The sequence below is a fragment of the Oceanobacillus sp. J11TS1 genome, assembly GCF_018333215.1.
In the GTDB taxonomy this organism is placed as follows: domain Bacteria; phylum Bacillota; class Bacilli; order Bacillales; family Amphibacillaceae; genus Oceanobacillus.
On the sequence record NZ_BORO01000010.1, the window covers coordinates 117,945 to 132,605 of the forward strand.

Consider the following 14,661-nt stretch of genomic DNA (forward strand, 5'->3'; position numbering starts at 1 on the left):
GATTTTTAAAGGAGTGACATTATGAAAGCACTATATGATTCTAAAAGTAAAACAATCGATGATCAAGGTCTGAAAAGTCTGTTCACAGAAGAGGAAAAATACAAAACCTGGCTTTTGTTTGAATCGGCATTGGCTGAGGCGCAGGCTGAATATAATTTTATTCCTAAGAAGGCAGCAGAAGAAATTAAAGATGCTGCCAAGCTGGAAAATTTAGATTTGAAGGAAATGGACCGTATCTATAAAGAAATTGGTCATGGTTTTGTACCTTTCCTGAAAGTTCTGGTGAAGGCCTGTCCACCTGACAGCGGAAAATATGTCCATTACGGGATTACTACACAAAATATACAACAAAGCTCACAGCTTTATATTCTAAAGAAAGCTCATACGATATTTATGCGCCTGATTGGCCAGATTTTAGAAAACTTGAGTACGCTGGCATCCGATAATAAAAACACTGTAATGGCTGGAAGAACGCATGGGAGACATGCTATTCCAATCACTTACGGCTATAAAGTATCTGTCTGGATAAGTGAATTTATTAATTGTTATCAACGCATGGCCGAAGCGGAAAAAAGAGTCTTTCAAATAATGATGGGTGGTGCAGTAGGTACTTTCAGTTCTATGCCTGATATCGGGATGAAAGTTCAAAACAGGGTTGCGGAGCTGGTTGGTATGTACCCGATGGCTGTACCTTCCAGAAATATAAGTACGCATAAACTGGAATATATGTCGAATTTGGCTCTGTTAGCGAATTGCTGTCATAAAATTGCCGAGGAGGTATACAGTACAACGTTAGAGGAGATTGCTGAAGTATCTGAAGGATTCAGTAAAGGAACTGTCGGCAGCAGCACCATGCCGCATAAAATCAATCCAAAACTTGCCAAAGGGATTATCGCAAATTCCCAGAAGCTTTATTCTCTCCCTGGTACAGGAATGTATTCAGCGGTACGCCCATATGAGGGGGACAGCAGTTCTTATATGCTGTTTGACGGACTGCTGGAAGAGTCAATGGAGCTAATAACAGAAATTTTGATACGCTGTGAAGAATTGACCCGAACACTGACTGTCCATAAAGATAGAATGCTTCATAATGCCAAACGCAACAGAGGTCTTGATAATAGTGAATATGTGATGATGAAGCTGGCAGAAAAATTAGGGAAGGATCAGGCGCATTCCTTAATGTATGGAATTGCGATGAAGACAGCAGCGGAAGGCCAGGAATTTTATGATAACTTAAGGGAAAACGAACAAATACGAGCAAACTTCAATGATAAAGAAATAAAGAATATGATTGAGCCCGGTAACTATATCGGCTTAGCTGCGGAGTTAGCGGAAAAAGAAGCTGCGAGGGCAAAAGAAACTGCGAAGGAAATCAGTCAAAACTATGGCGGTTAATCAACAGCAAAATAGCGCTCTTCTTTCATGAGAAGGGTGCTATTTTGCTGCTATTATTGTCTTAAACAGACTAGAAATACGTACGAATTAAATGTTTGCTAATTTATCAATCAACAAATCAATGGTAAGAAAAAAACCAGTTCTTGAAATGGTATCATTTTTACTAGTATTAGCTTTGTCAGTATAACAAAAGAGGCTATTCGTCGCATAACGGGTCAATTCATTTGTTCGGAATGAAGTGATGCTGATTATATCTGCTTTTTTCAAATGAATCTTTTTAGCAGTATCAATAATTTTTTTCGTATCTCCTGATATTGATATAAAGATGACAATATCATCTTCCGCAACAAAATCAGTAAATACTTCGGATAGATTATAATCCTTTATAAAAATACATTGAATCCCGATTGTCAATAAGAGATGTTCCAAATAATGACCAGCAGCTTTACTTGTTCCTCTGGCCATAATAAATACATTTTTTGCAGCTTTGATTTTAGCCGCCGTTTCATGCAGCTGATCTTCGGTAACGAGGGAGAATGTCTTATCAATGGACTCTTTTAAAACCTCTCGATACACCGTTTGACTTTCTTGTTCAGACTTTTCTTCAAGAATTGTCCGACTGATAAAGTATTTCATTTCCCTGAAACCGGAAAAACCCAATTTCTGCGCTAAGTTAATGATGACAGTTTTCGAAACAAAGGTTTCCTCTGCTAAATCACTAATTTTAATATGTGGAATATGGTCCTGGTTCTCCATAATATAGCTCAGTACTCTTTTTTCACTTGTGGTCATTTCTTCGTAGTTCTTCAATACATCAAACATATTCTTCCCATCCAATTCAAGGTTCTAAAAAGCAAACATGTTGTTAACATTATCGTACACCATATGAGCTAAATTTAACAGAGCCCTGTTGTCTAATGATTTTATGGGAAGGATTAAAATGATTTACCATGAAGCTTTGTATGACTTGATTTGGATAAGAGATACCGTCACAAAAGGAAATGGACGTATGCATTTTTACCCCAGTTTTCGTCTCCCAAAATCGGCCCATTTATACTTTTATCTATTAGTGAATGAATAGTTTCTTATTTATAGGGGAAGAGAATGTAACGTACAGAAGGCTTAAGGAAAATTCCCCTAAGTATCAATGAATCTACTTACATTCCTGTCCTAGTTTTAATATATCGTAGAAACTTATTTAAATTTTTAAAAGGAATTTAACAAATTATGTCGAAATTATATGTATGATACCAAGCATCAACAAGAATGGCGATCGGCCGGGCGATTGTTTATGAAGGGCAGGATACCATTGCATTTGCACCGCCATTCTGTATCACAAAAGATGAAGTAGAAAAAATGATTTCGATTATAGATACTTCCTTAACAGCAGTTAAAAAAAGACTATAAGTGCGTGTTCAGAAATTCGATAAATCGAAACTTCACTCAGTAGGAGTTTTTGTTCTTCTCCCACTGAGTGTTTTGCTTTATTTACGGAACTCCTCCAGTATGATGTTTTCCAATACCTGGAACAATAGAGGATTATTTTCCATGAAACTTCCGCAAGGGCATGGCTCATATCTACCTACTTTTTTCGTCCGAAATTAAATTAACTCACAGACTTATCTCAATCCACGTAACCATATAAGGTGGGAAGAGATAAATCAGGACATATCTTTTGGCTTTGTATTTCAATCCACGCACCCATATAAGGTGCGAACCAAAAGCTGTAGTTAAATTCCCAAGTACAACGATTTCAATCCACGCACCCATATAAGGTGCGAAAGCCAAATCCAAATTAACTTCTTCCGCTTTCTTGATTTCAATCCACGCACCCATATAAGGTGCGAATTGCAGACAAATCCGCACCCTTCACAGTGAGAATTTCAATCCACGCACCCATATAAGGTGCGAAAAGACCTTTGTTTTTCGCAAGGATGATATGGAAATTTCAATCCACGCACCCATATAAGGTGCGAATCAAAGCCCGCCACAATATACAATCCTTATGTAATTTCAATCCACGCACCCATATAAGGTGCGAAGCAGTAACAGGTGTTGAAGGGTTTTACTTTAAAATTTCAATCCACGCACCCATATAAGGTGCGAACGGAATATTCCGGATTGCAAGGCGGTACGGTAAATTTCAATCCACGCACCGATATAAGGTGCGAAGTCTTTAAACCCGCCTTCTTCAATTACAGCATTATTTCAATCCACGCACCCATATAAGGTGCGAAAGAGTATTTTCATGTGCTTGGTGCAACATCATATATTTCAATCCACGCACCCATATAAGGTGCGAAGCCCGATTGGTCAAAAATACCAAGGCAAAAATAAATTTCAATCCACGCACCCATATAAGGTGCGAAATAGCTTTGACTTCATTAACAAGATGGAAGTCTCCAGATTTCAATCCACGCACCCATATAAGGTGCGAATGGAAGGTGTAAGAAATTGAAAACAAGCAAAGTAATTTCAATCCACGCACCCATATAAGGTGCGAATCGCGATTCACTCCTTAAATTTGATTAATCCATCATTTCAATCCACGCACCCATATAAGGTGCGAAAGTTCATTTATCTTGATGGGCTGATTCAATTTAATTTCAATCCACGCACCCATATAAGGTGCGAATGCATAGTAAGATAGCAGCTGCATTGGAATAACATTTCAATCCACGCACCCATATAAGGTGCGAAATCCGTGTGGAGGGGATTCGCGCCATTTGGTTAATTTCAATCCACGCACCCATATAAGGTGCGAATACACCAAGGCGGTGATGTTTGTGTCAGATGACATTTCAATCCACGCACCCATATAAGGTGCGAATCATTCCGGCAATCGTCATGTGTGGGATTTTATCATTTCAATCCACGCACCCATATAAGGTGCGAATCTAATTTCTCATCTTTACTCATAAATTTGTGGGATTTCAATCCACGCACCCATATAAGGTGCGAATTTCCAAAAACTTCTCCCTTTCTGTTTCATCCATAATTTCAATCCACGCACCCATATAAGGTGCGAATCAAGATGTTTCGAATTTGAGTAAATGCATCTTTATTTCAATCCACGCACCCATATAAGGTGCGAATCATCCACGTTCTCTGGATTTAATTCGCTGGATTATTTCAATCCACGCACCCATATAAGGTGCGAATTATCGTATGGATCCAAAGCTATAGTAAGCTGTATTTCAATCCACGCACCCATATAAGGTGCGAAGCAAAGGCGTTCGACTTGGAAGAAACAAAAGGGATTTCAATCCACGCACCCATATAAGGTGCGAAGTATGCCTTCTTTGTTAAACGCATTGAGATTGGCATTTCAATCCACGCACCCATATAAGGTGCGAAAGAATCACAACTTACGGAATTACAAACACAAATTATTTCAATCCACGCACCCATATAAGGTGCGAAGCTTGGTCGCCGGAATCTATAGCCGCTTTATGTGATTTCAATCCACGCACCCATATAAGGTGCGAAAGGCTTTGAAGCTTTTTCTCCACCATTTCCTGGTATTTCAATCCACGCACCCATATAAGGTGCGAAGCCATTATTTGCAGCAGTTTCAGCTAAGGTTAGAATTTCAATCCACGCACCCATATAAGGTGCGAATTAATTAAGATTGCTGAGGGATTTGGTTTTGCTGATTTCAATCCACGCACCCATATAAGGTGCGAAGTTTTTATAAAAATCGGAGTTACTGACAATGTCAATTTCAATCCACGCACCCATATAAGGTGCGAACTCCTTATCTTTTACTTTATAATTCAAATTCCGATTTCAATCCACGACCCATATAAGGTGCGAACCCGCAGTTTATCGTCATCCACAAGGCCATACGATTTCAATCCACGCACCCATATAAGGTGCGAACTATGTGCCAAAGACTAACGAGCAAACACAAGCTATATTTCAATCCACGCACCCATATAAGGTGCGAATGATGATTTTGAATTAGACGAAGATGCATGGAATATTTCAATCCACGCACCCATATAAGGTGCGAAAATCTAGCAATCGAGGACAAACTTGAGAGTATCGATTTCAATCCACGCACCCATATAAGGTGCGAAAGCGAACGGTATCAGACTATATACAACATCGGTTGATAGGTGTAAAAGTGCTAACCCAAAAATTGAACTCATAAAAAACATTTTATTTCTTAAAAATACCTACCAAACCGCCGGAAACAACAGGTGCTAACCTCCTTAGTAATCCATGTTCACTTCAGGTTAGCACCAATCCAATAAATTGATTTAGAAAATCAAAGGGCCTTCTAAATCTAAAGACTCCTTTATGCCAAAATGTTCTACTTTAGAATGGTGATTATCACCTAAACGATAAAATCGAATACTATCCTTATCGGTGTCGATTATACTAAGTATTTCATTTTTTAAAACAGTATATTGTGTAGAGTTGACAATGCACTCAAACACAGAATTTTGTACCCGTTGACCGTAATTTTGGCAAGTCTTTGCTACCTTACGAAGGCGTTTTTGTCCGCCAATACTTGAAGTACTGACATCATAAGTAACTATAATTAACATACTACACCTACTTCCATAAAAATGGAGGGTATTCATCTAAATCTCCGCGTAAAAATCTTGCTAGAAGTAATGCTTGTGCATAGGGAACAAGCCCCCAGGAAATCGTCTCTCCTAGAAAAGGATGTTTTAGGGATTCTTGCTTTTTTTTCTGCCATTTTTGTAAAAAATTCTTCCTGGCCTCATCTGTTAAAATCACACTTCCATTTTCTTTTTCGATGAAATCTTTTGCAGTTACTTCTTTCCGATTAATCATGGAAATAACAAATCTATCAGCGACGATTCCTCGCAATTCTTCCATCATATCTAGTGCTAAAGAAACTCTTCCTGGTCTATCCTGATGCATAAAACCGACATATGCGTCAAGACCTACTGTTTCTAAAGCGGCAGCAGTATCATTGGCGAGTAATGTATAAGCAAAAGATAATAATGCATTTATTTTATCCTTTGGTGGTCTTCGAGATCTTGAATAAAAATAAAAATCCGCCTGCTGCTGTAAAATCATTACGTTGAAGCCCTGGTTATAGTAAGTGGCAGCTTGTCCTTCCAGACCTCTTAGTCTCTCAAGGTCACTGCAGCGATGGATCTCTTTTATTTTTCTGGAAAGTTTAGCAGAGATGTCATTTATTTTGTCTTCATCAATACGAAGAGGGTAGTTTCTTTTAGCTCTTTCCAACATCCACTTTTGATTAAATAACTTACCAATGATAAAATTTCTAGATATGAGCGCAGAAGTTCCCATCATCAGAAATATGATATTGTCTTTTTCGTAAATGTACATTTCCTCTGCTCATCCCAGTAACTCTAGCTAAAAACCTTCCGTTCATTGTAAGAAAAATCATACTGATGTTATTATCTGCACAGTATCCCATTAATGCAGGGCTCGCTCCGATGTATCCGAAGCTCACAATACTTTCTAAATTATGCAAAGGCACTCTGCCAAGCTTTTCTTTTTCTTGGTTTAAGACGATATTATCGCCATCTAAGGATAAATAGATTTTTGGTTGAGTCACAAACAAGGTATTTAATAATTTTCTCATCCATACAAATTCCTTTCCAGGTACTGTTGGACAGTAATTTTATTCATTAAACTAGGCAGGCATATATTTTTCAAAGAACAGCTTTGACAGTGGGGTCCTGTCTTTACTTTTGGTGTATGCTTTTTCCGATAGTAATGATGCATTTCATCGGTTAATTCTTTAACATATTTCTTTAACTCCTCACTAATATTAACTTCCACTCTTTTTCTTATTTCATGGTAGTAGAAATAACCTTTATCGATATCAGTCAGATGCATCTCTTCCAGACAAATAGCCTGGGCAACTAATTGAACAATATCTTCTTTTCCTTTTTTCGGTTTTCCTCTCTTATATTCAATAGGGAAAGCCTTGTATTTACCAGCGTGTCCAACAATATCTACACCGTTCTCGTCCTCTATAAATTCAACCACATCACAGATGCCAGTGACTTTTAATTCTTGAGAGTGTATTGGCATGGCACGTACGATAATTTTATTTCCACGTTTTTCTTTTATAGAAGGGGTATCTGCTTTTTTATGAAGATAATTCCCTTCCACCGTTTTAACATTTTCTTCCCATTGCTGTTCAATATGAATTAGGGCCCATTGTCTTTTGCAAAACTGAAAGTGCTGAAGTCCGGACAAAAGAAGGTAATCTTCCATATTATTGCCCTGTAATGATTTCCGGTTCCAGACCGTCCAAGTCATTTAATGTAATTGTGTAATCATCATAAGACTTAGGATCGTCTTTATCAGCTTTAATTGACAAGGAGCGATGAACTTTAGCGGAAGAATATTGTCCTAATTTGGAACTGTGCTCCCACCAATATACGGTGTTCACTTCCATACTGCCATCTGGTCTTGCGGAAGAACTGTCATTTTCAAAAAGAGTGACAAGAGCTTGTTTTATTTTTTCAGCATCATCAAAAGTAAATCCTGTTTTCTCTGCCAGCTGTGTATTAATACTTCCTTTAAAAACATATAAACCGTGGTTAATCCAATGTTTCATTCCCATTGTATCGGAGCTTCTTTTATCTCCAGTAACCGAATTGACACTCTTGGTGATTTGTGTGCTTACAATATCAATTGGACTGACAGTAGTTGCGGTGTGAATTGATACAGGCCCTCTGACACCTACAGATAGAGTAGAACCTTTGAAAGCAAAAACCTGTCCAAAACTGCGTACATCTATCCATTTTTCACAAGCAATCTGTGCGAATTCCTCTTCTGAAGCTGTTTTGGATTTTAGCATTTTCTTTAATGCTTCATCTGAATCTGCTCTATCTTTTAAACTTTTAAAACCATCGTTATTCCGGTCATTTGATTGGACAAAAATAGGTTCTCCGGCATCTTGTAATCTATTCCTAATTTTACGTTTTAAAGCCACATCAGAAATTTCCCCATGACCATCATAATTCTGCCGAGGTCTATTACCGTTTAATGGATCTCCGTTCGGGTTAGCGTTTGTTACAGATACAACTACTGCAAAATCAATTTTCTTGTTCAGTACTGTCATTATTTCCATCTCCTTCTTTGTTTTTCTTTGTGTATAGTGATTTTCTTTGACTATATAAACCTAAAAGATATTTCTCTGTTAATGGAGAGTTATTAAAGTCTTCTTCACTAAATTTATCGGCTATTTCATCAATTAACTTAGTGTAATAAGTAGCTTTTACACCTAACTTTGCCTGGTAAGGTTGCAAGCTGCTTTGCAATGTTAGCCAAGTTCTGGCGGGTTGTTTTGAAAATGAGTTCATATAACGTATTGCATTGGTAGCTCTTTTTTCCTCTCTATCTAATGCACTTCTTTCCAAGACGTCTGCAACAGCTAATAGTCTTCCGAATAAATAACTTCTATCCGTACTTTCTTCATTTAAAGCCACATTCCATTCCTCCTCTTTTTCTAATAATGATTTACGTGCTAATGCACAGGTAATACTCAATGTCTTTTCCCACTCCCAATTTTCCATGGAAACAGGATTGGAACTGCGTTGTAATGCACTTCTTAAAATATCACGCGGGATATTCCGGTTATCTATAATGCAAGGGAGAATGCGTTCCATCAGCCCTTTAACCACTTTTTCATTGGCTCTTGCCCCATAAGCAGCAAAAGCGATGTCCTTTGTGGCTGGCGCACCGTAGAAGGAGACGCGCTGTTCATTTCTTTTTTTGTAATGATGAATCCAAGAGCAATTCTTATGCCAATCCTCTATGCGCTGTAAATAATGTTCTTTATTTAAGTGGCGATAATAAAGGACAGCCAGTCTTCCTGTTGTTGCTGAATCTAGTACAATGACATTGATGTTATCGTCTGAGGAGAGATTATGTTTATATCCATCCATTGCCTTTTTAAATTGTTGAGCAAAAGATTGTTGTGTATCTGGAACAAAAGTTTCTTCATCAATTGAATCTGTGAAGAAGTGAAAAGAATCTTCCGTTGGATCTGGCGCGTCTAAATTAGCCGACTCAGCAGTAGATTTGTTATCCTCGGAAATGTTCCATACCAAGAATACACGGTTATCAATTGTTTTGCCCTGGCGATGAATCAGCCATTTTAGGGCATTATGTGCTTTTTGTGACACCTCGTAACTAACAGCTGCTGCTTCTTGACTGGTTTTAAAACGTCCTCGGTATGTAAAACCACTGGAATCGTTTGATGAAATTAATTTTGCTTTATCAGCGGCATGTCGGATTTTGTTAGCATGGCGTTCTGTTGTCAGTGCGGCTTCTCCAGTTACGAAGCAAGTATCTGGCTCTTTCTCTTTTTCCATTTGACTTTTATAGTAATTAGAGAAGGAGTCAAATACTTCTTTGTCTTTCCAAACAGGGACTCCATCTGCAGAATAAGTCGTAAAGCGAACAAATACACTGAATTGATCCGTTGCCCCGCTGGAGAATATATCAGGTTTTTCTCCGAGTTCTTCTTCATACTCCTTCTTCCATTTACTGATAAGGAGATGATTTTTATCTGTTATTAATTTTTCATCTGCAACCAAATCTTCAATGAGTGTTCCTTTTCTTATATATTCATAGATTAAGCGGATACGATGATTACCATATGGAGAGTGTACCCATTTTTCTAAGTTATTGATATATGCTTGAAAGGGCGTGATTTCTAGCTTTTTCACATTTCCTCCATATTTTTCATAGTCGCCTGCAACATACGCTAATTTATCGTGAAGCGGGTAAGGGGCAACCTTTGAACCGGAACGGCTGGCTGAATCATCTGTTGTTGGAATGAGCGTGTTAGCTTTTTCTAATATATTAGCGTCTAAATAATTACCATCCTCATCAATTATTACTTCCATGTGGGCATTCTGTGTTGTATGCGCAATCGGAAGAAGGGTAAATTCACGATTTTCATATTTCTTTTCGGTAGTACCAACAGCCTGCTCGTTCACCTGATATGTTTTATACAGCTGCAATAGCCAACTCAATATGATTCCCCTCCTAATTGTTGAAGTAATTCTTCTGCTGTCTGCGTATTATTTTCATTAAAATCTTTTGGCTTCATTCCTTTTATTTTCCGTACAATTGTACATTCTTCTGGTCTGGGGAACTGTATAATTCCTTCTTTCATGACAGGTCTGAATAAACGAACAGAAAGCTCATCTTTTCCAGTTTCATCAGGATAATTAAATCCGTGAACCATGGTACCAAGATGGTATTCAGGAGTTTCTTTATAGTAACTATCACCGCTTCCAAATTCACAAGGTTCCACATATCCTTGACATTCTCTTGTACCTAAGAAAATATCTCTTCTTCCTCCAGCTTTTAGAGAGCGCTTTAAGATACTGTAATGCTTTCCGTCGACGCGATCATGTGCTAAATCAGGACGGTGTTCATTGTATTCAAAATGAGCGCGTACCTGATAATGAACATCTTTCAGGTAGGTGTAATTAGCAAGTGTATTACCACCTCCATATTCAATAGGGCGTATGCCTTTTGACTCCATCTGAATCGGTTTCATCACACGAATTTCATCGATATAAAATAAAATGGTAGGTTTCCAATAAATGGATTCCGTAATGCCTTTTATGGATTGGTAGGTTGGTACATGATAAGAGAGTTTCTCTCCACCTAATTTTGTAAGTGGATCTGTAAATAGAGCATAGTCTCCGAATACTTCAAATTCAATTTGATTTTTCATTTTGGGTGATTGATATGTGGTTAGGCATATCAATGGCTCCTCCTTTCTGGGTAGTGTTTTATATGAAAAGAAATAAGTTAAAATATTAGAGTGAAAATTGGTAATTTTGTAGTTTTAAGTGTTGTTTTCTATGGCTTCTATTATCTCAACTTCACTCTTTAATATTCGATTTTCTTTTTAAAGTTTATACATATTTTTCCTATCAAAAGATTTAATTTTATTTTTTTGTTTTCTTTTTGGATAGTATCACTTTAGAACCTCCTCTCACCCAATTCAGAAAATTGTTTACAATTAAACTATACTTTACTAAATTAGGTCAGTCAAGCTTTTTATAATAAAAATTCATCTACATCAAATAGTAATAATTTAAAGGAAAGTATTATTATTGTTACTATATATTTTTATTAACTATATATGTATAATATTATATGTATAGTTAATAAATTTTGAATAGTATTATCTATAAATTCGCATCCTATATGGGTGCGCGGATTGAAATCTTTATATTATCACTTGTGATGTTGATGGGGGCTGGCTCTTTATTAAAGAAGCCAGCCATCGACATTTAAAAAAACAAATCCTCTAATTGACTGTTCCCTTGTAAATCCAATCCATATTCCTCATCATAAAATCCATCTTTCAATTCATAAATCATCCCATCAAAGTGGGAAACAAGGGCCTGTTCCTTTACTAATTCCTGAAACACTTGCGGATAAACCTGAATAGAATATTGCTGTGCTGATTTAAGTAAGACAGATAATTTATCTATTTGCTGATTACTGTTTAATTCAGCGATAATATCCTTTCCTCTGTCGTAAGGGACGATTAAAGATGTTGTGTTATCGTCAATGACTTGAAAATACTTAGCTGTTGTATCTAGAGCACTCTTCAGGAGTAAAGGGTAAGAAGCAGATGTTTTCGATTTATAAGACTTCACTTCATCTGGTCTCTGCTCTAGCGAAATCTTGAAAAGGTGTCTTTCAATTTTTGGGACGAAAAAAGTTAAATCGGCTTCATTTTTCTGATAATAGTTTATAAAATATTCTTTCATCGCTTTTTGAGATAATAAACTGTGGTTATATCTCTCTGGTTTTTTCCTGTACATAGCAAGGAGGGGGGCAGAAGCCTCTTTGCCGAATTTGATTTCTTTTAAACGAGATAATTTTTCCTGTGCATGTTGAATGATATATACGGGCTTAGTTTGATATTTTCCATTCCGATTACATCTACCAGCTGCTTGGGCGATAGAATCCAAACCTGCAACAGAGCGAATAACGCAATCAAAACTTACGTCCACTCCAGCTTCAATCAACTGGGTAGTGACACAGACAAACGGTTCCTGTTCATTTAATTTCGCTCGAATTGTTTCTAAACTTTCTTTTCTGTGCGCTGCGCACATAGACGTACTGAGATGGTAAACAGGAATATTACTATTTTTGAGTAACTCATATAATTCTTTCACAACGGACTTCGTGTTTAAAATGACTAAAGTAGATCCCAGTTGATTAATATCTTCTATTATCCAATCTGCTATATTTTGATTTGTCATAGGATTCTCTGACTTGTCTATAATATCTACTCGTTTAAAGGCATCGGCCACTTCATCAAGATTTTGAATAATTTCCTCCTTAATTTGTATCGGATGAGAAACGTTCTCCAGCGTAGGTTGTGTAGCTGTACAAAGAATTACACTGGAATGCGCATCTCTTTTTAGAAAATTAACTGCTTCATTAAATAGAGAAACACACTTTGTAGGTACTTTTTGGACTTCATCAAAGATAATTACAGCATTTGCTAGATTATGCAAGCGCCTCGTGTTTCGATTCCCTTTGGCATAAAAGACATTTAAAAACTGGACTAAGGTAGTGAAAATAATAGGACTGTCCCAATTATCTTTTGCCAGTTTTAATTTCTGTTTTTTAGCGATGTAACCATCATCTATAGCATCGTATTCATTTTCGGTTTGCTCAATTACATTAGAGTGATGCTCTAAAATATGTTCGTCATCATTCAGGATATTTCTAATCTCATTGGCATTTTGTTCGATAATGGTTGTGTAAGGTACGATATAAATAATTCTTTGCTTTTGATATTCCAAACTATGCTTTAAAGCATAACGGAAGCTTGCCAATGTTTTTCCTCCGCCGGTAGGAATAGATAACGTATAAATATCAGAAGGCTTGGAAGCAAAGTCTTCACATTCTTGAGACATCTTTTCACGCAATGCATTAATAGGAGTCCGTTTTCCGTTATTCTTCAATTGGTCCAGATGCTGCATTAATGAATTGTAGTAGTTATAGAAAAAATCGGAATGTTCCACCGTTGTCTTGTCCGGTTTTCCGTTCTCAAAATTTCTTGTATTTGTCCGGTCAGCATCAATAAGGCAGCTAAATATGTATTTTGTTATAAAGACACTAGTTTTATAATTAAGTGGTAATTGTTTTATTTCTTTAACTGCATTTTGAATATAGGATTGTAGTTCAGAAAATGAAATAACATCCTCAAAAAAGGATTCTTTAATCATGTCGTAATTAGGGATTTCTCTCAGTACTCTAGAAAGAAAGGGCGATTCTCCTCTTTCTGTTGAAAGGTAGTCTTTGAGGTTGCTGTGATGCGAAATAATGGCATTTCCTACTATTTCCGCTAACAGCTTTTCATAAGGTGTATTTTTCTTCTGATGAAGAAGTTCAAATATAAGTTTTCCTCCGGCTGTAGAATGATCGATTTCTCCACGTTTATAGATATTCTCGTCTGGGTGGAAGACGGCTTCATATATGTACGTTTGGAAGTCGGGATTGTACTTTCCGATATCATGTAAAAGACCGCATAAACCGGCAACATATTTTAAATTCAGTTTCGAACCCAAAAGTTCAGCTATTTGTTTGGATTCCATTAAATGCGTTTTCAACAATTGAATTTCTTTATCTGATTCTCGGATATGAGCGATATGGTTCAATGAATTTTCCCCCTACGATTTTTTCTAGTTTAATTTTATCATATTATTTTAAAAAATCTACTATTTCGAAAAAAGATATTACTTAATCTATGGCGATAGGTGAAAAACGTAGAAATTTCTTGAGGAAACTTATTGAAGGTATGTTTGGGCATCGGGTTGGTTATTTCTTAGTTCGATTAATTTATCGCGATGTAACTGGCTGTAAGAAGGAAAAAAGAAACAGAAAGGGAGAGACCATCTGAAGTCATCGAACGTTATTAGTAGTTACAATAAAGTTTTAATTTTCTTTTTAAGTGTTATATCCAATAATTAGATTTCGAATAATTTCTTATTCATAAGGGAAGAGACTGAAACTTGCAGGATGCTTAAAAGGAAATTCCACTAAAGTCAATGAATCTAGTTACATTCCTACTAAGTTTTGGTATATCATAGAAACTTATTTGTTTTAATTTTTATAAAAGGGATGACGTAAAATAGTTTGTGTAAAATAGTTGAGATAAAAAAAGAGGTAGGGTACCCTCGAAATTGGACAAAAAATCAAGAAAGGAGACCCTACCATGTCTCAAAGTATAAATCAAAATACCTTTAT

At 36.7% G+C, this 14,661-nt stretch carries 9 protein-coding genes, 1 pseudogene and 1 CRISPR repeat array; of the genes and pseudogenes, 2 read left to right on the top strand and 8 right to left on the bottom strand.

The window, feature by feature from the left end:
• Window positions 1-21 precede the first annotated feature (21 nt).
• Window positions 22-1,395, top strand: coding sequence for a class-II fumarase/aspartase family protein (locus KI343_RS10180; protein ID WP_212926311.1), 1,374 nt, complete (start codon window positions 22-24; stop codon window positions 1,393-1,395).
• Window positions 1,396-1,482: 87 nt separating this feature from the next.
• Here the strand turns inward: KI343_RS10180 and KI343_RS10185 are convergent, their stop codons facing one another.
• Complete coding sequence (locus tag KI343_RS10185; protein WP_212926312.1) at window positions 1,483-2,217, bottom strand: MurR/RpiR family transcriptional regulator; 735 nt, start codon at window positions 2,215-2,217, stop codon at window positions 1,483-1,485.
• A 444-nt stretch (window positions 2,218-2,661) separates the two neighbouring features.
• Here KI343_RS10185 and KI343_RS10190 point away from each other — a divergent pair, with 444 nt between their 5' ends.
• A complete protein-coding gene (locus KI343_RS10190) occupies window positions 2,662-2,802 on the top strand; it encodes a hypothetical protein (RefSeq protein ID WP_212926313.1) in 141 nt (46 codons plus the stop codon).
• Window positions 2,803-3,016: 214 nt separating this feature from the next.
• A CRISPR array of direct repeats spans window positions 3,017-5,149; the repeat unit is 32 nt; unit sequence ATTTCAATCCACGCACCCATATAAGGTGCGAA.
• A 511-nt stretch (window positions 5,150-5,660) separates the two neighbouring features.
• On the opposite strand, the gene cas2 is transcribed toward KI343_RS10190, so the two are convergent.
• The 7 genes and pseudogenes from cas2 to cas3 form a co-directional block, all read right to left on the bottom strand.
• Window positions 5,661-5,951, bottom strand: coding sequence for a CRISPR-associated endonuclease Cas2 (gene cas2 / locus KI343_RS10195; RefSeq protein ID WP_212926314.1), 291 nt, complete (start codon window positions 5,949-5,951; stop codon window positions 5,661-5,663).
• A gap of 7 nt (window positions 5,952-5,958) precedes the next feature.
• Window positions 5,959-6,988, bottom strand: a pseudogene (gene cas1c, locus KI343_RS10200) (type I-C CRISPR-associated endonuclease Cas1c).
• Window positions 6,985-7,629: a CRISPR-associated protein Cas4 gene (gene cas4 / locus KI343_RS10205; protein ID WP_244856882.1), complete on the bottom strand. Its 645-nt coding sequence runs from the start codon at window positions 7,627-7,629 to the stop codon at window positions 6,985-6,987. The pseudogene cas1c and the gene cas4 overlap by 4 nt, the downstream one beginning before the upstream one ends.
• A gap of 1 nt (window position 7,630) precedes the next feature.
• Complete coding sequence (gene cas7c / locus KI343_RS10210; protein ID WP_212926316.1) at window positions 7,631-8,482, bottom strand: type I-C CRISPR-associated protein Cas7/Csd2; 852 nt, start codon at window positions 8,480-8,482, stop codon at window positions 7,631-7,633.
• Window positions 8,457-10,403: a type I-C CRISPR-associated protein Cas8c/Csd1 gene (gene cas8c / locus KI343_RS10215; RefSeq protein WP_212926317.1), complete on the bottom strand. Its 1,947-nt coding sequence runs from the start codon at window positions 10,401-10,403 to the stop codon at window positions 8,457-8,459. Before cas8c ends, cas7c begins: the two co-directional genes overlap by 26 nt.
• Entirely contained in the window at window positions 10,400-11,116 is a 717-nt protein-coding gene (gene cas5c / locus KI343_RS10220) for a type I-C CRISPR-associated protein Cas5c (RefSeq protein WP_212926324.1), read from the bottom strand. The genes cas8c and cas5c overlap by 4 nt, the downstream gene beginning before the upstream one ends.
• 565 nt (window positions 11,117-11,681) lie before the next feature.
• Complete coding sequence (gene cas3, locus KI343_RS10225; protein WP_212926318.1) at window positions 11,682-14,072, bottom strand: CRISPR-associated helicase Cas3'; 2,391 nt, start codon at window positions 14,070-14,072, stop codon at window positions 11,682-11,684.
• Between the last annotated feature and the right edge of the window lie 589 nt (window positions 14,073-14,661).